The following is a 22,062-nucleotide window of genomic DNA, read 5'->3' on the forward strand; positions in this document are numbered from 1 at the left end:
CATGCCCGTTGCTTCCCCTCTTGCGCCCGTGCCGACGGACGCCATCGTCCAGCTCGATGCGATCACCCGCAGCTTTGGTCACGTCGAGGCGCTGCGCGGTATCTCGCTGGCGTTGAGACCGGGGCGGGCGCTGGCGCTGGTTGGCGAATCCGGCTGCGGCAAGACGACATGCGCCCGCATCATTGCGCGCATGGACGCCCCGACGGCGGGGTCGATGCAATTTCGTGGCCGCGATATCACCGCCACCGGTAGTGCGGCTGCAGAGAAGGCCTATCGCCGCGCGGTGCAGATGGTGTTTCAGGACCCATTCGCCTCACTCAACCCGGTGTTCACGGTCTATCATCATCTGGCAAGACCGCTCGCCCTTCACGGGCATGCCAGGGGCAGGGCGCAATTGCGCGAAGCGGTCGACACGCTCTTGAGCGATGTCGGCCTCGATCCCGGCTTGACCGCACACAAGTTTCCGCACGCGCTTTCCGGCGGACAGCGCCAGCGCGTCAACATCGCCCGGGCGCTTGCGGTTCGGCCCGACGTTCTGGTTGCCGACGAGCCGACATCGATGCTCGACGTCTCGATCCGCCTCGACATCCTCGAACTCTTGGCCGGCATCAAGCGCGATCGCGATCTCGCCATGCTCTACATCACCCACGATATCGCCACCGCCGCGCATATTGCCGAAGACGTCGTCGTCATGTTTGCGGGCCAGATGGTCGAGTGGGGCGCGACGGAAGCCGTGATCGGTGATGCGCGCCACCCCTATACGCAGCTGCTGCTCTCCGCCGTGCCCGACCCGGATCGCCCGTTCGTGCCCGGCGCCAGCGCCCGCTTTCTCGGTCACGCCGAAGAGGTTCGCCGCATCAGCCGGCCGGTCTCGAGCGTGGTCGAACAGGTCGGTCCCAACCACTTCGTGCGCGCACTCGGCGTCGCCTAATTCCAACATCACAGGTTTGCTCATGGATTATCTCGTCAATCTGTCTCTGCTTCGCCCAAAGCCCGACCTCGACCAGCGGATGGATGCGGCAGGGGTGACGATCAGGCGTGCCCTGGCACCCGAGTTCGAGCTGGTGATCGCGTGGGTCCGGGAAAAATTCGGATCGGGCTGGGCCGGCGAGACCGCCGTCGCGCTCACCCGCCAGCCGCCAACCTGCCTTCTCGCCACGCGTGATGGAAAGCTCATCGGCTTTGCCTGTCACGAGGCGATCGCGCGCGGGTTCTTCGGCCCGACCGGCGTCGATGAAGCAGCACGCGGCGAAGGAATAGGCCACGCGTTGCTGCTTGCTTCTTTGCTCGATTTGAAGACGATGGGCTACGCCTATGCCATCATCGGCGATGTTGGTCCGTCGGCGTTTTACGAGCGGACCGTCGGCGCCATGCCAATCCCGAATTCCGCGCCCGGCATTTATGCAGGCATGCTCAAGATCGACGACTAACCCTTCTGGAGATGATGATGACGATCGCTACGAAACCGGTATTCCGTCTGGAAACGCTCTGGACGCCGGCAAAGACGGACACCCCAGCGGTTTATTCGCTGACACTGACGAACGCCTCCGATCGCCCGCTTCGGGATTTTCGACTTTGCGTTTCGGGACCTGCACGCATCGACCCTGCCGCCGCCGTCGAAGGCGGAGAGTTGTTGAGCCGGCTTTCCAACTATTCCGAGTTCGCGCCGCCGGCTGACCTGGTGCTTCAGCCGGGAAGCGTGTGGATCGTGAAGGCGCACGGTATGAGCTTCGAGCCGCAGCACTGGACCGACGGAGCCAACTCCGCCTATCTCGTCCTTGCCGACGGCAGCACCGCGCCGATCTCGGTCGTGCCGTCGCGCGCCCACGGCGACAACGCCGAGCTGAAACGTGGCGCGGTCATCTATCCCGTGCCAAAGGTAGCACCGGTTGCCGTTTCGGTCGTGCCCTGGCCGCAGGACGTATCCGTCTCCGGCCGCCTGACGCCGCCATCAGGGCTCGACCTTGCGCCGGAAGGGGCAGAAGCCGAAGCCGCAGCACGCGCATTTGCCGAGCTGACGGGGAGCCTGTTTCCGGTCGAAGGACTTGTTCGGCCGGTAGCGGAAGGCGGCCTTCCGGCCGCGCTATCGCTTTCGGGCGACCTTGCGGAGGAAGCCTATGTCATCCGCTTCTCGCTAGCTGGCGTCGCTGTGACCGGCGGCACGCGCACCGGTCTCCTCTATGGCCTGATCACGCTCGGGCAGATCCTGCGGGGTGCTAAGCTTCATCCCGGCACATTCCTGTTTCCGGCAGGCGGCGAGATTCGGGACGAGCCGGCGCTCGGCTGGCGCGGCACGCATCTCGACGTTGCCCGCCAGTTCTACAGCACCGCCGAGGTCTCGCGGTTCCTGCGGCTGATGGCCTGGAACAAGCTCAACCGCTTCCACTGGCACCTCTCGGACGACGAGGCCTGGCGGATCGAGATCGACGCCTATCCGGCGCTGACCGAGGTCGGTGCCTGGCGCGGCCATGGCCGCAAGATCCCGCCGTTGCTCGGCTCCGGCCCGCAGGTGACGGGCGGTTACTACACCAAGGCAGCCGTTCGCGAGATCGTTGCATTGGCGGAAACCTTGGGGATCGAGGTGATGCCGGAGATCGACGTGCCCGGACACTCCTTCGCGATGCTGCAGGCCATTCCGGAGCTGCGCGATCCCAACGAAGCCGGCAGCTATTATTCCGTGCAGGGCTTCCCGGACAATTGCCTCAACCCGGCGCGCGAAGAAACCTATCGTGTGCTCGAAGTCGTCTTCGACGAACTGATCGAACTCTTCCCGTCGAAGATCATCCATGTCGGTGCCGATGAGGTGCCGCTCGGCGCCTGGTCGGGCTCGCCAGAGGCACTTGAGCGGTTGCGGGCGGTGGCTGGCGAAGAGGTGGCGACGACCCACGCCAAGCGGCTCAATGTCGTCACCAACACCCACGGGGCCGACGAGATCGACGGATCGGGTGCCGCCGTGCTGCAGGCGGAGTTCCTGGCGCGCGTCCAGGGGTTCCTCGCAAGCCGTGGCTGCGTTACCGGCGGCTGGCAGGAGGCGGCCCATGGCAACGTCATCGACAAGCAGAAGTCGCTGCTCTTCGGCTGGCGAACGGTCGAAGCCAATGCCGAGCTTGCCGGCGAAGGCTACGACATCGTCGTTTGCCCGGGACAGGTCTACTATCTCGACATGGCCAACAGCCCGGCCTGGTCAGAGCCCGGCGGCAGCTGGGCCGGCTGGTCGGACCCGGAAAAACTCTACCTGTTCGACCCGATCGAAGGCTGGACCGACGCCCAGAAGAAACATCTGCGCGGGCTGCAATGCTGCATCTGGTCAGAGCCGATGACCGACCGCGGTGTGTTCGACCGCCTGGTGTTCCCGCGGCTGTCGGCGCTGGCCGAAACCGGCTGGACCCGCCCGGAGCGCAAGAATTTCAAACGCTTCGAGGCGCTGGTCGGGCTGATGCCGGTTCTCTACGGCTTTTACTCCGACCAGTAATCCTGTGGCTGAACGGGGTGTCAAAGCCGTTTGATGCCCCGTTTCCCGTGCGTTTTTGGGTGGGCAGACGTCGCGAATCAACGTTTGCGGCGCGACTGTCACCCGTGACATAAGGGCGCCGCAACGTTTCGGGCCCCTAAAATATGATTCGTATCGAGAATATCAGCAAGCAGCTCAGCCACCGGATCCTCTTCATCGAGGCATCCGCAGCCCTCAACAAGGGCGAGAAGGTCGGCCTCGTCGGCCCCAATGGTGCGGGCAAGACGTCGCTCTTCCGGATGATCACCGGAGAAGAGATGCCGGACGAAGGCCAGGTCGCCGTCGATAAGGGCGTGACGATCGGCTACTTCAACCAGGATGTCGGTGAGATGTCGGGGGGCAGCGCTGTTGCCGAGGTGATGAACGGTGCCGGGCCGGTGAGCACGGTTGCCGCCGAGCTGCACGCGCTTGAAGCCGCCATGGTCGACCCCGACCGTCTCGACGAGATGGATGCGATCATCGAGCGCTACGGCGAGGTGCAGGCACGCTATGAAGAACTCGACGGCTACGCGCTGGAAGGCCGTGCACGCGAAGTGCTGGCGGGCCTCAGCTTCTCCCAGGAGATGATGGACGGCGACGTCGGCGCGCTTTCTGGCGGTTGGAAGATGCGCGTCGCGCTCGCCCGCATTCTGCTCATGCGCCCTGACGTGATGCTGCTCGACGAACCGAGCAACCACCTGGATCTGGAAAGCCTGATCTGGCTTGAGGCCTTCCTCAAGGGCTACGAAGGCGCGCTGCTGATGACCTCGCACGATCGCGAGTTCATGAACCGGATCATCACCAAGGTGATCGAGATCGATGGCGGCTCGCTCAACAGCTATTCCGGCGACTATGCCTTCTACGAGCAGCAGCGGGCGCAGAACGAAAAGCACCAGCTGGCGCAGTTCGAGCGTCAGCAGGCGATGCTCGCCAAGGAGATCAAGTTTATCGAGCGCTTCAAGGCGCGCGCCTCGCATGCAGCCCAGGTGCAGAGCCGGGTCAAGAAGCTCGAAAAGATCGACCGGGTCGAACCGCCCAAGCGCCGTCAGACCGTGACGTTCGAGTTCCGGCCGGCGCCGCGCTCAGGCGAAGACGTGGTCAACCTCAAGAACGTGCACAAGAAATATGGCGAGCGCTGCATCTATGAGGGTCTGGACTTCATGGTGCGTCGTCGCGAGCGCTGGTGCATCATGGGCATCAACGGGGCCGGCAAGTCCACGCTTTTGAAGCTGGTGACAGGCTCGACCGATCCGGACGAGGGCAGTGTGGCGCTCGGCGCCAGCGTCAAGTTGGGCTATTTCGCCCAGCACGCGATGGATCTGCTCGATGGCGAGCGCACGGTCTTCCAGTCGCTGGAAGATGCATTCCCGCAGGCAGGGCAAGGTCCGCTCAGGGCGCTGGCCGGTTGCTTCGGCTTTTCAGGCGACGACGTCGAGAAGAGATGCCGGGTGCTTTCGGGCGGCGAGAAGGCGCGGCTGGTGATGGCGATGATGCTGTTCGATCCGCCGAACCTGCTGGTGCTCGACGAGCCCACCAACCACCTCGATCTCGACACCAAGGAAATGCTGATCAAGGCGTTGGCGCAGTACGAGGGCACGATGCTGTTCGTCTCGCACGACCGCCATTTCCTGGCGGCGCTGTCAAACCGCGTTTTGGAGCTGACGCCGGACGGCGTGCATCAATATGGCGGCGGTTACACCGAATATGTCGCCCGCACCGGCCAGGAAGCGCCGGGTCTGCGCAGCTGACTTCGCTGTGTCGCGGCGTCGCCGTGACGAATCTCCGAAACGACAAGAGCCGAAGCACGTTGCGCGTGCTTCGGCTCTTTCTGCTTCCGACGATCCTATCTCGAAAAAAGCTGCGCTCGCTCGGATGACCAGCCTCAGGCGCGCTCTTCCCAGACCTTTGCCAGCTCGACCAATGTCTTGACCGCCCGTTCCATGTCCTGGCGGCTCACCCATTCCAGCGGCGAGTGGAAGGCATGGCCGCCGGCGAAGATGTTGGGGCAGGGCAGGCCCATGAACGACAGGCGCGAGCCGTCGGTACCGCCGCGAATGCTGCCGCGCACCGGCGTCATGCCCGCACGTCGCACCGCTTCGAGCGCATTGTCGGCGATCTCGGGGTTGCGGGCGAGAATGGCCTTCATGTTGCGGTACTGCTGCTTGACCTCGAAGGTGTAGGATGACCCCGGATAGGCGGCGATCACGTCCTTGACGATGCCTTCGAGCATGGCTTCCTTGGTCGCCAGGCCCTCGTCCTCGAATTCGCGGACGATCAGGCTGAGGCTGGCCTTTTCCATCGTGCCGGTGACGCCGGTCGGGTGAATGAAGCCTTCGCGGCCTTCCGTGCTTTCAGGGGCGATGTCCTTTGGCAGGCGATCGATGATGGCGCCGGCGATCTTGATGGCATTCTCCATCTTGCCCTTGGCAAAGCCCGGATGGATGGCAACGCCTGAAATGGCGATCTCGACACCGTCGGCGGAGAAGGTCTCGTCTTCGATATGGCCGGCGGTTTCGCCGTCGATGGTATAGCCGAACTGGGCGCCGAGCTTCTTCAGGTCGACCTTGTCGGCACCGCGGCCGACTTCTTCGTCGGGGGTGAACAGGATGCGGATGGTGCCGTGCCTGACGTCGGGATTGTCCATCAGGAACTGTGCTGCCGACATGATTTCGGCAACGCCGGCCTTGTCGTCGGCACCCAGGAGCGTCGTGCCATCGGTGGTGATGATGTCATTGCCGATCTGGTCGAGCAGCACAGGATGCTCGCTGACGCGAATGACCTGCTGCGGGTCGCCCGTTAGCCGGATGTCGCCGCCCTGGTAATTCCTAACGATCTGCGGCTTGACGTTGGTACCGGTGAAATCCGGTGCCGTGTCCATATGAGAACAGAAGCAGATGACCGGAACCGGCTTGTCGACGTTTGAGGGAATTGTTGCGTAGACATAGCCGTGTTCGTCGAGATGCGCGTCCGATACGCCCATTGCCAGCAGCTCTTCGACCAGCAGTCGGCCGAGCGTCTTCTGTTTCTCGGTGGTGGGCGTGGTCTTCGACTTGGCATCCGATTGAGTGTCGATAACGACGTAACGAAGGAAGCGATCGATAACAGTGTCGGTCATAAGCAACGTGTCCAATATATCTGCGTCAACGATGGTCACGATATAACCGTCGCCGGCGTGCCCGTGAATGGACTTTTCGCCGCGCCGACGCGTTTTGTCGGCGAGGCAGAGGTCGGATTACGGCGCGGACCGCCATCCATGGTCCATCAGGCCAGTCTATCTGGCCCGATGCGCTGCCTTGCCCTCGGTGACTAGTCGGCTACGTGTGTTACGACGATTTCGCCGTCGAACACGCAAGCACCGCTTCCGTCTTGGCGCGGAGACCGAAGACGAGCAGGCTTGCGGCGGCCGACAGCCAGACACCGATGGCGCCATAGAGCATGACCCAGCCGAAACCCTCGCCGAGCGCCGTATGGATGACCGTCTCCGACAGGCCATAGTCCGAAGTCAGCATGCCGCCGGCCGAGATCTTCTCGGCGAGCGTACGCAGCTCGGTGTCGGTCACTCGCCCGAAAAGCGAGCTTTGCAGCGAAGACAGCACGCCTTCGACCAGGATCAGCCCCATCAGCGCGATGTTGATCGCCAGCGAGATCATCCGCGCGCTGGTGTCGATGCCCGAGGCCATGCCGGCGCGCTCCGCGGCGACCGCGCCGGTCGCGGCGTTGGTCACCGTGGTATTGGTGAAGCCGAGGCCAATGCCGGCCAGCACGCACCCCGGCAGCATCGTTAGCCAGCTGGCATTCTCAACGCTGCTGCCGATCTTCATCATGAGGAAGCCGAGACCGATCGTGAACAGGCCGGCCGGGATGACGATCCCTGGACGAAAGCGAAGCATCAGCCGTTCGGCAAAAGGCGGGACGATAAGCGGGGGCAGCGTGTAGGCGAGCAGGGCGATGCTGGCGGTGACGCCGTCATAGCCGAGGCCCGCCTGGAACCAGATCGGCAGATAGATCATGAACGGCCAGAAGCTGATGTTCATGCCCACCGAACCGAACAGCGCACCTGAGAAGCTGCGGATGCGGAACACCGAAAAGTCGAACATCGGCCGGGCGCTGACTTTTTCGGCAATCACGAAGCCGATCAGGCTGACGATGGCAATGCCGAGGATTGACAGTGCGGTCGGGCTGGCAAAACCGAGTTCGGGGCCTTGGGTAATGAAATAGGCGATGCAGAAGACCGCGGCCGACAACGTCACGATGCCGGCGACGTCGAGGCTCTCGGCGCCAGGATCGCGCGATTCCTTGACGCCTGCGAGCGCAAGCGCCACCGTCACGCCTGAAAGCAGGACGTGGACGAGAAACACCCATTCCCAGCTCAAGAGCGCGACCGTCGCGCCGCCGACGATCGGACCAAAACCGAGGCCGATCCCGAAGATGATGCCCCACCAGCTAAACGCGATCCCGCGCTGGCGGCCGGACTGGAACTGCTGCGATAGGACGGCGATCTGGCAGATGAGCATCACGCCGCCGGCCATACCCTGGAGGAAGCGGGCGACGATCAATACTGATATGTTGTCGGTCAGCCCGCAGATCAGCGAGGCGATGCCGAAGGCGATGATGCCGGCGACGAAGATGCGCTTGCGGCCGTAGCGATCGGCCAATGTGCCTGCTCCCATCAGAACCGCCGTGACGGCGATGGTGTAGGCGTTCATGATCCATTGCAGCTGTTTGAAATCTGCGCCGAGCACCTGCTCCAGCGTCGGCAGGATTGCTGGAATACTGGAAATCTCCAGGCCGAACATCAGCGAGGAGAGGCAGACGGCTGCCAGTGCCAGCGCACTGCGGCGGGTTATGGGTTGGTTCATGCTCACGGTCTTTCGATGCTTTGGCGGGCATCGCGGAAAACCGGTTCCGGCCTTTCCACGCGCTCCGCCCGAATTGAAATCGCTTGGGGACCGGGGCACCATAGTCTGGCCTTGATCACAACTGAATTGGATGGTTAAGTATTTCAGAGATAACAAAATCGGATGGTTGCGATGACGACTCTGGATGTGGACGCGGTTCAGGCCTTTGTCGCGATTGCCGATTTTCAAAGCTTTACCCGCGCTGCGGAGTTCCTCGGCAGCACGCAAGGGGCAATCAGCGTCAAGCTGAAACGGCTCGAAGATCGGCTCGGCGTCAGGCTGCTCGAGCGCACGCCGAGGCAGGTTCGCCTTTCGGCGCAGGGCGCTGTCTTCATCGAGGGCGCGCGCGAATTCCTCGCCGCCCATGAGCGCGCGCTGGCAGGGCTGTCGTCGACACGTCGCCGCTTCGGCCTCGGCATTGCTGCCCACGTCGCCGGCCCGGAAGTGCCGACATTGCTGGCGCGGCTCTATGCCCATGACCCCGGCCTGTGCATCGAGGTCAGGCTCGAGACATCGCGAAACCTGCTTGGCGCGTTCGACCGCGGAGAGCTCGATGCCGTCATCATCCGGCGTGACGAAGACCGGCGCGATGGCGAGACGCTTGGGCCGGAACATTTCGGCTGGTTCGCCTCACCCGGCTTCAAGCGCGGGCCGGGTGAGCCGCTGCGACTGGCAGCGCTGGCGCCGCTCTGCGGCGTGCGCGACATCGCCACGCGCGCGCTCGACGCGGCCGGCGTTCCCTGGGTGGAGGTGTTCGTCGGCGTGTCGACCGCTGTCAACGCTGCAGTCTCGGCGGGGCTCGCCGTCGGCCCATTCTCCTGTCGCCTTGCGCCCTCCGACACGATCGAAGTCAGCAAACAGTTTGGCCTGCCGCCGCTTCCGTCCTCGGAGATCGTTCTGCATTCGACCCTGACCGACGCGCGATCCCGCAAGGCCCTGCAAACCCTTGCTGCCGCCTTCCGCGAGCGGCATTCGGTAGCGATCGAGACCGACCCATCGGTCCAAAAGACCTGGCCGAAGATCGAGCTTTCGGCATGCTGAGTGCGGCGGGCGAGACTGATCGTGGAGGCCCTGCCCGCTGCCGTTATGTAACGGTTCAAAAAGCCACAGCGCTGAAGTCTGCAGCGTACCGGCCTGAATCAAAAGCGATTTCGGGGACGCCATGGGCGGAAATTACCGCGTGGTGGCGAAACGCCGTTGCTCCAAGCCGATCCTGCGCGCCGGTGCCGCAGGCGCCTTGACCCAGCCCTGGGCGGCCGGCGCCTTTCTGTCGGGCTTGCTGGCGCTCGGCCCCTTCAGCCAGCGAATGATGGCCTCGAAGCCGTGCTTGGCCAGGCGCTTGGTGATCCGCAGGCTGTCGTCGTCGAGATCGCAGGCGAGGCCGATTTCCTTCCAGTCGAGCTTGTTGCCGGTCTGAGGCGGCATTGCCCGCCGGTTAACGAAATCAAGCATGTAGTGACGGAGGTTGTCGTAGTCGTGCTTGGGAAGGGCGCGGGCAAGCCGGAGCTCGCAAAACGATGCAATCTTTTGATGAAAACTGTGAACCGGGGCAGTCAATGGGGGCATGTCAGTTGGAACTCATACGTGGTTGGCCGGCGAGACGCCGGGGTACGGGCAGCTAAGTGAATCGCGTTAACGAAGCGTTTCGCTCGCCGGGTCGATTCATCGACGTGCCGCGCCGAGAAATCTGTAGAAACGTTGGAAGCCCAATCACCTGGCGATGACTGGGCTTCGTCCATATGCCAGCCGGCCGCCCTAAATGACGACCGACCGGAGATGGTTCGACTTATTGTTTCAGGAGAACGTCAATGCGCGGTCGCCGTCCGCATCCTTGATGCGGGTCGGAAGTCCGATCCGGTTGAGGATGTCGAGGAACGGGCGCGGCGGCAGTTCTTCAACGTTGACCATCTGCTTCACGTCCCACTCGCCCGAGGCGATCAGCATGGCGGCGGCGACCGGCGGTACGCCGGCGGTGTAGGAGATGCCCTGCGATCCGACTTCTTCGAAAGCGTCCTTGTGGTCGGCGACGTTGTAGATGAAGACTTCGCGTTCCTGCCCGTCCTTGAGGCCCTTGACGAAATCGCCAATGCAGGTCTTGCCCTGATAGTTCGGAGCCAGCGACGACGGATCCGGCAGCACCGCCTTGACCACCTTCAACGGCACGACCTCGAGGCCTTCGGCCGTCTTTACCGGCTGTTCCGACAGCAGGCCGAGGTTCTTCAGGACGGTAAAGACGTTGATGTAGTGATCGCCAAAGCCCATCCAGAAGCGGACGTCGGCGCCGTCCATATGCTTTGCCAGCGAATGAACCTCGTCATGGCCGGTCATGTAGGCCTTGCATTTGCCGACCACCGGCAGATCGTATTCCTTGCCGACCTCGAACATCGAATTGGTCTGCCACTGGCCGTTCTGCCAGGAATAGACGACGCCGGTGAATTCGCGGAAGTTGATTTCCGGATCGAAGTTGGTGGCGAAATATTTGCCGTGGCTGCCGGCATTGATGTCGACGATATCGACGGCGGTAACCTTGTCGAAATACTCATCCTTGGCGAGGCGCGCATAGGCGTTGACCACGCCCGGGTCGAAGCCGACGCCGAGGATGGCGGTGACGGCCCTTTCCTTGCATTCCTGCGCGCGCTTCCATTCGTAGTTTCCGTACCACGGCGGCGTCTCGCAGATCTTCTTCGGGTCTTCATGGATCGCGGTGTCCATGTAGGCAGCACCGGTATCCATGCAGGCACGCAGCACCGACATGTTGACGAAGGCGGAGCCGACATTGATGACGATGCCGGCCCTGGTCTTTTCGATCAGCGCCTTTGTCGCCTCGACATCCATGGCGTCGAGCGCATGCGCCTCGAGCGTCACTTCGGTTTTCAGGCTCTTTTTCTCGCGCACGGAATCGACGATCGCGCGGCACTTTTCGACCGTTCTGGATGCGATATGGATGTCTCCCAGTACATCGCAGTTCTGTGCGCATTTGTGCGCCACGACCTGAGCCACGCCACCGGCGCCGATGATGAGAACGTTCTTTTTCATTTCGGGGGATGTCTCCTTTTCCCTTGGGGATATGACGAGCCTAGAGCGCCGTGCGTTCAGACGAACGCGCTAAGGGCGCTATAGCCCTTTGATTCTAAAGCATCTTATCCGCCTTAAGTGATTCCACTTAAAGGCGGGATGCTTTAGGAAAGGCTCTGTTCGTAGTCGGCGAAGGTGAATTCGCGGACAAGCCTGACGCTGCCGTCAAGGTCTCGGATGGCGATCGATGGCATGCCGACGCCGTTGAACCAGTTCTTCTTGACCATGGTGTAGCCGGCCGCATCCTGGAACGAGACGCGGTCGCCGACCTTCAATGGCTCGGGAAAGCGGAACTCGCCGAAGATATCGCCGGCAAGGCAGGATTTGCCGCAGATCATGACGCTGTGTGGGCCAGCATTGGGCTCGACCTTTGCGCTTTCGCGGTAGATCAAGAGGTCCAGCATATGCGCCTCGATCGAGCTGTCGACGATGGCCAGATCCTTGCCGTTGTTGAGCGTGTCGAGAACGGTGGTCTCGAGCGTCGTGCTCCGGGTGATCGACGCTTCGCCCGGCTCGAGATAGACCTGGACGCCATGGCAGCCGGAAAAGGCCTTCAGGCGCTCGCAGAAAGCATCGACCGGATAGTCGTCGCCGGTGAAGTGAATACCGCCGCCTAGGCTGATCCACTCGGCGCGGGAAAGTAGCGCGCCGAACTTTTCCTCGATCTCCGACAGCATCCGGTCGAACAGGCCGAAGTCCTTGTTCTCGCAGTTGTTGTGGATCATGAAGCCGCTGATGCGGTCCATGACGGCCTCGACCTTGGCCGCATCCCATTCGCCGAGCCGGCTGAAGGGGCGGGCGGGATCGGCAAGGTCGAAACTGGATGAGCTCATTCCCGGATTGAGGCGCAGGCCGCGGGCGAGGCCGGATGCCTTGTCCGCGAAACGGTCCAGCTGGCCGATCGAGTTGAAGATGATCTTGTCGGCATGGCCGATCACCTCTTCGATTTCGTTGTCGCCATAGGCGACGCTGTAGGCATGGGTTTCGCCGCCGAATTTCTCGCGCCCGAGCCGCACCTCATAGAGCGACGAAGAGGTCGTGCCATCCATGTATTCGCGCATCAGATCGAAGACCGACCAGGTGGCGAAACACTTGAGCGCGAGGAGCGCCTTGGCCCCCGATTTGTCGCGCACGTAAGCGATCTTCTCCATGTTTCGAAGCAGCTTCGCCTTGTCGATCAAGTAATAGGGGGTCTGGATCATGATGTGCCTTGTGTCTTCAAAAGCTCGCGGTGTCGGTGAAAGGACTAGGGCTATCTGATGTGCAACCCGAGTGCCCGTCGTTTCATGGCGCGGGCGGCAAGCGAGATATTGACCGAGCGCTTCGAGCGGTAATTCGTGGCCAATGTCGCCGCCCTGCCAGCGTCGCCCAACAGGATGGAGGTGGGCAAGCGCTCGGGAGCGTGAGAACCGCTTGGCGCCGACGTCGGTTGGAACACTTCGTCTCCCGTCGAGCCCAACCAGATCAGCTCGTGCTCGGCGGGTCGCCGGAGAAAGGCCGCGGCCTCAAGAAAGTCGGCTTGAGCGGCCGCATCCTGCGGGTCGAGAAGAAGGCGTTCCTGGCTGGCGTGGATCGCCGTCCCGATCCTGTGCGGATCGTCCTTCGGTTTGCGCCACAGCAGATATCGTCCGTCGATCACGTCGATATATTCGTCGATCCTGCCGACGGGCAGAGGCTCTTCGGCAAACGGCCCGAAGAACTGGAAGGGATCTGCGGCGGATGCCGGTTCGCGGCTTGCGCATCTGTCCTCCCAAGCTTCGCGCTCGAAGTCGACAATACGTGCGACCGAGACCGCGATTTGCGGCCAGTTCGAAAGCGCTTGCTCGGCTACGCAAAGCGGCAGACCAGCGGCGCGCCAGAGGGCGTGGAGGATGGCAAGGCTGACACGCGCCGTTGCCGACAGGTCGAAGCACTCCGGATCGCCTGCGTCGGCCGGGCGTCGCGCGCCCCTCAGCATGTCGCAATCGAAAAGTTCGCCGAGCGCTGCCCGACTTTCGCCGAATGCGGTGACGATTTCGAGCTCGGTGAACAGGCCCGAGTGCCAGCTGTCAATTTGCGGGATGTTTTTCATATACGCTGTCGAGAACTAAGGGCCTGCTCGCTATCAGGAAGTCCGCACAAGGCGGCACGAGCCGGCGATCGATTTCATCGTCTCAGCCAAAAGAGAGATAGCTGGGATGGAGTGACATACCCCGGTCGCGTACGACAAAAGCCGCGGCCGGGTTACGATCCCGTTTTCAGGCGCGCGGGTTCTCGAAGGGCATATGAAGTCACGATCAGCATGCCACTATCGTAATTGCGACGGCGCGTATGTCAAGGCGATGCGCCGGATGTGCGGAACCGCCGCACTTTCCCCATGCCCTTCCGCCCAATGGTGCCAGCCGCCCCCGTCCGGTCTCAGCCCAGCAAGGTTGCTGACTGCGGCGCAGCGGCCGAATTGAACGGAAATACGGTGGACGCTGGTTTGGCCGTGCTCGGATCTGAAGGTGAGACGGGAGCCTCACGAGATGGAACAAAATCGCGGCCGCCGTGCGATTATTGGAAGAGCGATCCCGCTCTGGCTTCCGTTCTGGTTTTGCATTGATTGAGAACCGGCGCCCGAGCTGTCACATTATCAGGGTCGCTTGACGTGCAGCCATCCTCCCGGCTGCGATAGCGATGTTCCCTCTGGAGGTTATACACCTCTCAATTTGAGGCCGCCGTCCTGAACGGTGGCCTTTTTCTTTTTCTGTGTTCGACCGCTGGCAAAGCCGCATCCGAAGGGGTGGACTTGCGGACCCGAAATCTCCGTGGTAACGTTCCCACGAGTTCATGCCATGGGAGGGCGTGTTTGATGCAGCGGAGGCGGCCGACGATCATTGACGTCGCGCGCAAGGCAGGGGTGTCCAAGAGCACCGCCGGCCGGGCACTCTCCGGCGCGTCCAATGTCACGGACGAGGCGCGCGAGCGGGTTCTCGATGCGGCCCGTGCCGTCGGCTATGAGCGCAACGATCTCGCCGTCGGCATGCGGTCCGGCCGCACCGGTTTGCTTGGTCTCGTCATCCCTGACATTACCAACCCGTTCTGGGCCGAGGTGGCGCGCGGTGCGCAGGATCGCGCGGTCGAAAACGGGGCCTCGCTGCTGGTGTTTTCTTCCGATTGGGATCACAGCCGCGAAGCCAGCCACCTCCGGGCCCTGCGGCAGGCACGCGTCGATGGCGCGATTATCAATCCGGTGGCCGACAATTTCGACGATCTCGACAGGTTCGGACTGCCCTTCGTGCTGATCGGCTCGAGTGCCGAGCGTTTTCCGGCGACCTCCAGTGTCGGTTCCGATATCGCCCAGGCGGTACGGCTCGGCATGGACCATCTGGTTTCCAAGGGGCATCATGCGCCGGCGCTGATCCTGGGGCCGAAGTCGCGTATCGCGCGGGCCCGGTTTCTGCGGACTTTCCACGAACATTGCGTCGACCGCGACATCGACCCGACAGCACTTCCAATGGAAGACGGTGAATATACCGTCGAAGGCGGGCGCACGGCGATGATGCGGCTGCTGCAACGCGACCGGGTCGGCCATCTCGCGGTCTTCGCCGCCAACGATCTGATGGCGCTTGGCGCCATGGTCGCAGTCCGCGAAGCCGGGCTTCGCTGCCCGGAGGATGTCTCGATCCTCGGTTTCGACGGCATTCCCGCAGGCGCTTTTTCCTGGCCGGGACTGACGACGGTTGCCAAGCCCGGGCGTGAGATCGGCGTGCGCGCCGTCGACTGCCTGTTCGATGAAATCGCCGGCCGTCCCGAGCATGGCCGGGTGTTCATGCCATGCCGGCTGATCGAGCGCGGCTCGTTGGCCGATCTGTCGCTTGACCAGCCCAGACGCGCAGCAAGCTCCGGGAGGGGGTAGGAATGACCAATCGTGACGAGGCGGTGATCTCGCCTAAGTTTGGGAACGTTCCCAAATCAAGCGCACGCCGCAGGACGGGACGCGTTGCGCTCGCCGCCGACGGCTGGCGGCGCTGGTGGCCCTATTACGTCATGATGGCGCCGGGCATCCTGTTCTTCCTCGTCTTCCATTACCTGCCGATCTGGGAGGCGCGCATCGCCTTCGAACAGGTCCGGATCGTGCCGCCCAACATCTGGGTGGGCATCAAGCATTTCCAAGTGCTGTTCTCCTCGCCGGTGTTCTGGCAGGTGCTGGCCAACACGCTGATCATCTCGGCGATGAAGATGGTGTTCTTCCTGCCGGTGCCGATCATCGTCGCGCTGCTACTGAACGAGGTTCGCGGCGGGTCGCTGCGCAAGTTCATCCAGTCGGCGATCTACCTGCCGCATTTCCTGTCCTGGGTGGTGATCGCCGGCATCTTCATTGCGGCGCTGTCGCCGACCGACGGTGCCGTCAACAATCTCATGGGCATGGCCGGCATGGCGCCCCGATCGTTCATGACCGATACCGGCGCTATCCGCTGGGTACTCGTCTTCACGGAAATCTGGCGTTCGGCCGGTTGGGACAGCCTGCTCTATCTCGCCGCCATCATCGCCATCGACCAGCAGCTCTATGACGCAGCCGAGATCGACGGCGCCAACCGCTGGCAGAAGATCAGGCATGTCACCCTGCCGGGCATCGTGCCGACGATCGCGACGCTGTTCATCCTCAACGCCGGCATGTTCCTCAACGCCGACCTCAACCAGGTGATCAACCTCTCCAACGACGTAGTGCGCAGCAAGATCGATATCGTCGACACCTATGTCTACCGCATCGGTTTGCAGACCGGCGAATACTCGCTGGCAACGGCCGCCGGCCTGTTCAAGGCCGTGCTCGGCACGATGATGATCGTGATTGCCCACTTCGTTTCCAAACGCCTGACCGGGAAGGGAGTCTGGTAATGGCCCTGTCACGCAAGACCCCGATCGAACGCATCGAATATGCGATCATCGTTTCGACGCTGCTGTTGCTCGTCGTCGTCACGGTCCAGCCGATCCTCAACCTGCTCGCCGTCTCGCTGTCCGAGCCGGCAAAGGTGCCGGGCATGAGCGGGCTGACCATCATACCCAGGGGCTTCTCCTTCGAGGTCTGGAGCGTTCTCCTGCAGCACCCCAATGTGCAGCGCGGCATCTTCAACTCGATCTTCATCACCGCCGTCAGTACCGTGATCGGCGTCGTCGGTACCGCGCTGATGGCCTGGGGGCTTTCGAGGCCCGGTCTGCCGGGCCGCAAGGCGCTGTTCATCTTCGTTCTCGTCACCATCGTGTTCGAGCCCGGCATCATTCCGGACTACTTCGTCAACAAGCGCCTCGGCCTTCTCGACAGCTACTGGTCTGTCATCCTCTTCAAGGCGGTCAACGCCTGGTACCTGATCATCCTCATCCGCTTCTTCGAGGAAATCCCGAAGGAGCTGCTGGAAGCCGCCGAACTCGATGGCGCCAACCCTTTCCAAGTGTTCTGGCATCTGGTCCTTCCGCTCGCCAAGCCGGCGCTCGCGACCATCTCGCTGTTTTATCTCGTCTTTCACTGGAACGAGTTCTTCCGCGCGATGATCTATCTGAACGATCAGGGCAAATGGCCGCTGCAGGTGGTGCTGCGCCAGTTCGTGATCGACGGCGACAAGGTTGCGATCGTCGGCGCCAACAACGCCAGCAACAATACCGGCGCGAGCCAGATCGATCTGAGGTCGCTCAAGGCCGGGATGATCCTTCTGACCATCGTACCGATCCTGGCGATCTACCCGCTGATCCTGAAATTCTTCACTAAGGGAACCATGAGCGGCGCGCTCAAGGGCTGACGACGACACGAGACACAACAAAGAAGCCTATCTAAACGGAGGAGACGAAATGCTTAGAAAAATGGTCCTGCTGGCATCGACAGCCCTGGCGCTCAGCCTTGGTGCCGCCGCCCCGACAATGGCCGAACCGGTCAAGATCCGGGTTGTGTCCAAGGACTTCACCCCGTCCAACCCAGACGACGTCAAGCACCTGCAGCGTATTGAGGAAGCGTTGCGGGCGCAGGGCACCGATCTCGACATCGAACTCGTCGACCTGCCGTCTTCCGGCTATGCCGACAAGCTGTCGGTCATGCTGCTTTCTGGCGATATCCCCGACCTGATCTATTTTCAGGGTGGCGACGCCAAGATGGTCGAGCAGGGCGTGCTTGAAGACCTCGGCCCGATGTTGGCCGACACCAAGTACCTGAAGGACGCGCTGTGGCCGCACAATGTCGAGCGCCTCAAGAACTATCCCTACCTGCTCTACGTCTATCCGGTGCGCGGACCCCAGCCGGTGATCCGCAAGGACTGGCTGGAAAAGACCGGCCTCAAGGCGCCCGAAACCGTCGAAGACTATGTGACTTTGTTCAAGGCCATCAAGGACGGTGATCTCGACGGCAATGGCGTCGCCGACAGCTACGGCGTGACCACGGCCGACAACACCAACGAGCTCGATTCGATCTTCAACCAGGCCTTCGGCATCACCGGAACCTGGATGAAGAACGCAGGCGGTGAGTGGGTGCAGTCGCGCATCACCTCCCAAGAGAAGGATAAGATCGCCTTCTACGCCTCGCTGCGCGAGCAGGGCCTCTACGATCCCGAATACATCACCACCAAGTTCGACGTGAAGGAAGACAAGTTCTACACCGGGCGGGCGGGCGTGATCTTCGGCTCCTCCGGCGAAGTCATCGACATCTATGGCGGCAAGATGCGCCAGGTCCATCCGGGTACCGAACTGGTGCTTCTGGCGCCACCGAAGGGACCGGGCGGGCAGGGCCTTGCAGCGGTCGACGTCTCCAAGGAATCGCGCGGGCTGGCGATTTCCGCCATCTCCGAGCACAAGGCCGAAGTGATGAAGCTGCTCGACTTCATGGCGAGCCCCGAAGGCCAGATGTTCGATCGCCTCGGCTTCGAGGGTCAGGAATACACCAAGGACGGCGACAGCTACAAAGTCACCGACAAGATCGCGACCTGGTACGCCCGTTTCATGGTTGCGGCCAACTGGACCCCACCCGTCGTTTGGCAGTCCGAAGCGGCGCAGCAGTCGCTGGCGACGATCCAGAAGGACTTCAAGCCGGACAACACCTTCGTGTGGCCGGCGGACTACGCGGCCGATCTCGACGCGACCGAAAACGTCTATCGGTCCTGGGTCTACAAGTTCATCTCCGGCGCCGCCAAGATGGATCAGTGGGACCAGTATGTCGCGGAGTGGGAAGCGGCAGGGGGAAAACGTCTCAACGAGTATGCAAGGACAGTTCTAGATGCAGAAAAGTAGCGTTCAAGGGCTCTCCCTGAAGGGGAGGGTCCGCGCGCTCATCCATGGCGTCGCGCTCGGCGACGCCATGGGGGCGCCGGTCGAAAAGCTGCCGGCCGCGGAGATCGCGGCCAAGTATGGGCGGGTGACGTCGCTTAACACCGAGTGGCACAAGATGTCGCTGGATGCCACGGCCCGCAACGGCCGGGTGCGTGGCAACGGCATCGTCACCGACGACACGCTGATGACGCTCTGCCTGATGGATATCTATGGCGAGGTCCGCAGGCATCTCGATGCCTGGGACATGGCCGATGGCATGGTCAAGCAGATCGCCTGGGTGCCGCGCTACGTGCCGGAACTGCAGCGAGAAGCGATGCTGATCGAGCGGCTGTTCTATCCCGAGAAGTGGATATTCCAGCGCCACCAGCTTACCTCGTGCGATCCGCGGCAAGGTGGCATCGGCAACATGGTCAATTGCGGCGCGGCGATGTACGTGGCGCCGATCGGCGTCGTCAATGCCTGCGATCCGAAGGCCGCCTATGACGAGGCGATCGCGTTTGCCTCCGGGCATCAGGAAAGCTTCGGGCTTGAGGCAGCGGGCGCGTTTGCCGCTGCAGTCGCCGCGGCCTTCATCCCGGGAACGGATATCGAAGGTGTGATCGAAGCGGTTCTGGCACTGGCCAAGGACGGCACGCGCAACGCCATTGCTGACATCGCCGAGGTTGCCCGCAAGCTCAAGGCGCAGGGTGCGGACTATCAGACCGTCGTTGCCGCGTTTCATGCGGCCATCGCGCCCTATTCTCCCATGGGCGACGACGTCAACCACACGCCCGCCAAGGCAGGGCGGCTGACTGCCGCCTATCAGCCAAGCCGCCTCGGCTCGATCGAGGAACTGCCTTTGGCACTTGGATTCTGCCTGTTCAACGACGGCGATTTCCGCCGGTCGATCGAGGATGGCATCAATTCCGGCCGCGATACCGACTCGATCGGCGTCATGGCCGGCGCGATTCTTGGCGCGATGCACGGCGAAGGCGTCATCGACATTGCCGACCACGCCCTGCTCGATCAGGTCAATAAGTTGAACCTCACCGCCGCCGCCGATCGGTTCACCGAAACGGCGACAACCATCCAGGCCGCCGACCAGGCGGCCGCCGACCGGCGGACCAGCTTCCGCGCCGCCCTCACATTCTGATTGATAACGAAAGACGCATGATGCCCAAGCTCAGCAAAGAGACGATTTACGAGAAGATCTATGCCGGTTTCATCGGCAAGGCCATTGGCGTTCGCCTTGGCGCACCGGTCGAACCGACGATCTGGAGCTATGAGCGCGTCCAGAAGACCTATGGCGAAGTCACCCAGTACCTGCGCGATTTCAAGAATTTTGCCGCCGACGATGACACCAACGGCCCGGTCTACTTCATCCGTGCTCTGCGCGACTATGGCCTCAAGGCCAGTGCCGCCGATGTCGGCAAGACCTGGGTGAACTATGCCGCCGAAGAGCATGGCATGTACTGGTGGGGCGGTTTCGGCGTCTCGACCGAACACACCGCCTACCGCAACCTGCGCGCCGGCATCCCCGCGCCGCAGTCAGGATCGATCGCCCAGAACAGCGCAACCGTTGCCGAACAGATCGGCGGCCAGATCTTCATCGACAGCTGGGGATGGGTGCATCCGGGCGAGCCGCAGAAGGCGGCCGACGCTTCTGCCCGTGCGGCAAGCGTCGCCCATGACGGCGACGGCCTGAATGGCGCGCGCTTCTGCGCCGCCGCAATCGCCAAGGCATTCGAGGCGACGTCGATCGCCGAGGTGATCGACGCTGCCATGGCAACCATCGACGCGAATTCGACCTATGCCCAGGTAGTGCAGGCCGTCATCGACTTTCACAAAGCCAACCCCGGCAACTGGCGCGCCTGCCGTGACATGCTGACAGCCGAATGGGGTTATGATCGCTATCCCGGCGTCTGCCACATCATCCCGAACGCCGGTGTCACCGTCATGGCGATCCTCTACGGTGAAGGCGATCTGCCGCGCACCGCCGAGATCGCGACCATGGCCGGCTGGGATACCGACTGCAACGCCGGCAATGCCGGTGCCATCGTAGGCACGTTCCAAGGGCTGCAGCCGGGTTGGGACAAGTACCGCAAGCCAATCAACGACTTCATCGTCGCCTCCGGCGTCGTCGGCTCGATCAACATCGTCGATATTCCCTCCTTTGCCCGGGAACTGACCGTGCTGGCGCTGCAACTGCGCGAAGACGATGTGCCGGCCCTTTGGCTTGCGGATTTTACCCGCCGCGGCGTCCGCTTCGATTTCGACCTGCCGGGCTCGACCCATGGTTTCCGCACCGAGGGTTTCAACCAGATCAGCCTCAAGGGCTCGGTTGAAAGACAGGCTGAAGGCTCGCGCGGCTCGCTCGAAATCCAGCTCGACCGGCTTGAGCGCGGCCAGGGCGGTCGGATCTTCTGGAAGCCGTTCTATCGCCGCTCCGATTTCGACGACGAGCGTTATCGTCCGATGTTCTCGCCGCTGGTCGATGCCGGCCAGAAGGTGTCGTTCAAGCTATGGCTCGATCCGTGGAACGGTGACGGCAACCTGCGCGTCGCGCCCTATATCCGCCGCGCGATGTCAGGCGCGATCGAAGAGACCGGTGCGTGGCACGTTCCCAACCACGAAGGCTGGCAGGACTACGCATTCACCGTGCCGGAAGGTGCCGAAGCGATCGACGAGGTCGGCATCCAGGTCGAGTATTTCGGCCGTCTGAAATTCCTCGGCCGCCTGTTCCTCGCCGATTTCAAGATCGAGGGTGCTGGCAAGACTGTCATCGACCCCAAGACCGAAGTGCAGGAGTGGGGTGCGATCTCGCGCTTTACCTGGAACCGTGGTCACTGGACGCTGCAGGACGGCCGCATTCACGCCCATACGGCCAGCGATGCCGATATGTGGACGGGCCATTACTACGCCCGCGACGTCGAGGTCCTGGCGGATATCAAGCCGCTTACCGGGCCGTCGCAACTGGTGACGGCCCGCGTGCAGGGCACCAGCCGGTTCTATGCCGCAGGCTTCGACGGCGACGACGTCGTCATCCTCAAGGAGGATTTCGGCACCACCGTTCTCGCGCGCGCCCCGTTCAAGCGTGAGCTCGGCAAGAGCTACGGTTTCGCGTTTTCGGTAAAGGGCGATGCGCTGTCCTTTGCCATCGACGGCAAGCCGTTGATCGAGGCGAGCGATGACCAGTTTGCCTATGGCATGGCCGGCCTTCGCCTCGGCGCGCTCGGTCGCATGAGCGTCGGAACGTTCGAGATTATCGAGTCCGCCTGAGCGGGTTTGATCCTGCCTGCCGGTCCAACGGGCCGGCGGGCCAGAACCGCATCGGCCTATCAATTGGGAGGA

At 62.5% G+C, this 22,062-nt stretch carries 17 protein-coding genes; 11 read left to right on the forward strand and 6 right to left on the reverse strand.

All coding sequences use genetic code 11. The annotated features are described in order from the left end of the window. Window position 1 precedes the first annotated feature (1 nt). The 4 genes from ASD03_RS08105 (at window position 2) to ASD03_RS08120 (ending at window position 5,238) form a co-directional block, all read left to right on the forward strand. Window positions 2-931, forward strand: coding sequence for an ABC transporter ATP-binding protein (locus tag ASD03_RS08105; protein ID WP_025429677.1), 930 nt, complete (start codon window positions 2-4; stop codon window positions 929-931). 22 nt (window positions 932-953) lie between these two features. Continuing rightward, complete coding sequence (locus ASD03_RS08110) at window positions 954-1,430, forward strand: GNAT family N-acetyltransferase (protein WP_025429678.1); 477 nt, start codon at window positions 954-956, stop codon at window positions 1,428-1,430. Between the two features lie 17 nt (window positions 1,431-1,447). After that, window positions 1,448-3,472 (forward strand): beta-N-acetylhexosaminidase, encoded by a 2,025-nt coding sequence (locus tag ASD03_RS08115; protein ID WP_038577992.1) that lies wholly within the window; start codon window positions 1,448-1,450, stop codon window positions 3,470-3,472. Between the two features lie 143 nt (window positions 3,473-3,615). Then, window positions 3,616-5,238, forward strand: coding sequence for an ABC-F family ATP-binding cassette domain-containing protein (locus ASD03_RS08120; RefSeq protein WP_025429680.1), 1,623 nt, complete (start codon window positions 3,616-3,618; stop codon window positions 5,236-5,238). Between the two features lie 134 nt (window positions 5,239-5,372). On the opposite strand, the gene pepT is transcribed toward ASD03_RS08120, so the two are convergent. Then, entirely contained in the window at window positions 5,373-6,605 is a 1,233-nt protein-coding gene (pepT, locus tag ASD03_RS08125; RefSeq protein WP_057212695.1) for a peptidase T, read from the reverse strand. A 208-nt stretch (window positions 6,606-6,813) separates the two neighbouring features. Next, window positions 6,814-8,349, reverse strand: a complete 1,536-nt coding sequence (locus tag ASD03_RS08130) for an MFS transporter (protein WP_051509261.1) — start codon at window positions 8,347-8,349, stop codon at window positions 6,814-6,816. Between the two features lie 171 nt (window positions 8,350-8,520). Between ASD03_RS08130 and ASD03_RS08135 the strand changes: the two genes are divergently transcribed. Further along, on the forward strand, window positions 8,521-9,429 hold the full coding sequence (locus ASD03_RS08135; protein ID WP_057212742.1) for a LysR family transcriptional regulator: 909 nt from the start codon (window positions 8,521-8,523) through the stop codon (window positions 9,427-9,429). 132 nt (window positions 9,430-9,561) lie between these two features. Here ASD03_RS08135 and ASD03_RS08140 read toward each other — a convergent pair whose 3' ends face one another. The 4 genes from ASD03_RS08140 to ASD03_RS08155 form a co-directional block, all read right to left on the reverse strand. After that, window positions 9,562-9,840, reverse strand: a complete 279-nt coding sequence (locus ASD03_RS08140) for a hypothetical protein (RefSeq protein WP_162250496.1) — start codon at window positions 9,838-9,840, stop codon at window positions 9,562-9,564. A gap of 342 nt (window positions 9,841-10,182) precedes the next feature. Next, on the reverse strand, window positions 10,183-11,424 hold the full coding sequence (locus tag ASD03_RS08145; protein ID WP_057212699.1) for a saccharopine dehydrogenase family protein: 1,242 nt from the start codon (window positions 11,422-11,424) through the stop codon (window positions 10,183-10,185). Between the two features lie 143 nt (window positions 11,425-11,567). Further along, complete coding sequence (locus ASD03_RS08150) at window positions 11,568-12,665, reverse strand: carboxynorspermidine decarboxylase (protein ID WP_057212701.1); 1,098 nt, start codon at window positions 12,663-12,665, stop codon at window positions 11,568-11,570. 50 nt (window positions 12,666-12,715) lie between these two features. Continuing rightward, on the reverse strand, window positions 12,716-13,534 hold the full coding sequence (locus tag ASD03_RS08155; RefSeq protein WP_057212703.1) for a hypothetical protein: 819 nt from the start codon (window positions 13,532-13,534) through the stop codon (window positions 12,716-12,718). A 762-nt stretch (window positions 13,535-14,296) separates the two neighbouring features. On the opposite strand from ASD03_RS08155, the gene ASD03_RS08160 reads away from it, so the two are divergent. The 6 genes from ASD03_RS08160 to ASD03_RS08185 are packed head-to-tail and all read left to right on the forward strand — an operon-like array spanning window position 14,297 to window position 21,990. Further along, window positions 14,297-15,343 carry a LacI family DNA-binding transcriptional regulator gene (locus ASD03_RS08160; protein ID WP_025429688.1) on the forward strand — a complete coding sequence of 349 codons (1,047 nt, stop codon included), beginning with the start codon at window positions 14,297-14,299 and terminating at the stop codon, window positions 15,341-15,343. 2 nt (window positions 15,344-15,345) lie between these two features. After that, a complete protein-coding gene (locus ASD03_RS08165; protein WP_057212705.1) occupies window positions 15,346-16,323 on the forward strand; it encodes an ABC transporter permease subunit in 978 nt (325 codons plus the stop codon). Continuing rightward, window positions 16,323-17,219 (forward strand): carbohydrate ABC transporter permease, encoded by an 897-nt coding sequence (locus tag ASD03_RS08170; RefSeq protein ID WP_025429690.1) that lies wholly within the window; start codon window positions 16,323-16,325, stop codon window positions 17,217-17,219. The genes ASD03_RS08165 and ASD03_RS08170 overlap by 1 nt, the downstream gene beginning before the upstream one ends. A gap of 49 nt (window positions 17,220-17,268) precedes the next feature. Next, window positions 17,269-18,693: an extracellular solute-binding protein gene (locus ASD03_RS08175; protein ID WP_225906381.1), complete on the forward strand. Its 1,425-nt coding sequence runs from the start codon at window positions 17,269-17,271 to the stop codon at window positions 18,691-18,693. Then, window positions 18,680-19,864 (forward strand): ADP-ribosylglycohydrolase family protein, encoded by a 1,185-nt coding sequence (locus ASD03_RS08180; RefSeq protein WP_057212708.1) that lies wholly within the window; start codon window positions 18,680-18,682, stop codon window positions 19,862-19,864. The genes ASD03_RS08175 and ASD03_RS08180 overlap by 14 nt, the downstream gene beginning before the upstream one ends. 17 nt (window positions 19,865-19,881) lie before the next feature. After that, window positions 19,882-21,990 carry an ADP-ribosylglycohydrolase family protein gene (locus tag ASD03_RS08185; RefSeq protein ID WP_244494610.1) on the forward strand — a complete coding sequence of 703 codons (2,109 nt, stop codon included), beginning with the start codon at window positions 19,882-19,884 and terminating at the stop codon, window positions 21,988-21,990. Window positions 21,991-22,062 lie beyond the last annotated feature (72 nt).

This window comes from Ensifer sp. Root127 (assembly GCF_001425225.1).
Classification (GTDB): Bacteria; Pseudomonadota; Alphaproteobacteria; order Rhizobiales; family Rhizobiaceae; genus Ensifer; species Ensifer canadensis.

What these genes read in the sequence shown, in the direction of transcription:
- ASD03_RS08170 (WP_025429690.1), top strand. Translation starts at nt 16,323, where the DNA reads ATGGCCCTGTCACGCAAGACCCCGATCGAACGCATCGAATATGCGATC.
- ASD03_RS08110 (WP_025429678.1), top strand. Translation starts at nt 954, where the DNA reads ATGGATTATCTCGTCAATCTGTCTCTGCTTCGCCCAAAGCCCGACCTC.
- ASD03_RS08105 (WP_025429677.1), top strand. Translation starts at nt 2, where the DNA reads ATGCCCGTTGCTTCCCCTCTTGCGCCCGTGCCGACGGACGCCATCGTC.
- ASD03_RS08185 (WP_244494610.1), top strand. Translation starts at nt 19,882, where the DNA reads ATGATGCCCAAGCTCAGCAAAGAGACGATTTACGAGAAGATCTATGCC.
- ASD03_RS08160 (WP_025429688.1), top strand. Translation starts at nt 14,297, where the DNA reads ATGCAGCGGAGGCGGCCGACGATCATTGACGTCGCGCGCAAGGCAGGG.
- ASD03_RS08145 (WP_057212699.1), bottom strand. Translation starts at nt 11,424, where the DNA reads ATGAAAAAGAACGTTCTCATCATCGGCGCCGGTGGCGTGGCTCAGGTC.
- ASD03_RS08135 (WP_057212742.1), top strand. Translation starts at nt 8,521, where the DNA reads ATGACGACTCTGGATGTGGACGCGGTTCAGGCCTTTGTCGCGATTGCC.
- ASD03_RS08175 (WP_225906381.1), top strand. Translation starts at nt 17,269, where the DNA reads ATGCTTAGAAAAATGGTCCTGCTGGCATCGACAGCCCTGGCGCTCAGC.
- ASD03_RS08115 (WP_038577992.1), top strand. Translation starts at nt 1,448, where the DNA reads ATGACGATCGCTACGAAACCGGTATTCCGTCTGGAAACGCTCTGGACG.
- ASD03_RS08150 (WP_057212701.1), bottom strand. Translation starts at nt 12,665, where the DNA reads ATGATCCAGACCCCCTATTACTTGATCGACAAGGCGAAGCTGCTTCGA.
- ASD03_RS08155 (WP_057212703.1), bottom strand. Translation starts at nt 13,534, where the DNA reads ATGAAAAACATCCCGCAAATTGACAGCTGGCACTCGGGCCTGTTCACC.
- pepT (WP_057212695.1), bottom strand. Translation starts at nt 6,605, where the DNA reads ATGACCGACACTGTTATCGATCGCTTCCTTCGTTACGTCGTTATCGAC.
- ASD03_RS08130 (WP_051509261.1), bottom strand. Translation starts at nt 8,349, where the DNA reads ATGAACCAACCCATAACCCGCCGCAGTGCGCTGGCACTGGCAGCCGTC.
- ASD03_RS08165 (WP_057212705.1), top strand. Translation starts at nt 15,346, where the DNA reads ATGACCAATCGTGACGAGGCGGTGATCTCGCCTAAGTTTGGGAACGTT.
- ASD03_RS08140 (WP_162250496.1), bottom strand. Translation starts at nt 9,840, where the DNA reads ATGCTTGATTTCGTTAACCGGCGGGCAATGCCGCCTCAGACCGGCAAC.
- ASD03_RS08120 (WP_025429680.1), top strand. Translation starts at nt 3,616, where the DNA reads ATGATTCGTATCGAGAATATCAGCAAGCAGCTCAGCCACCGGATCCTC.
- ASD03_RS08180 (WP_057212708.1), top strand. Translation starts at nt 18,680, where the DNA reads ATGCAGAAAAGTAGCGTTCAAGGGCTCTCCCTGAAGGGGAGGGTCCGC.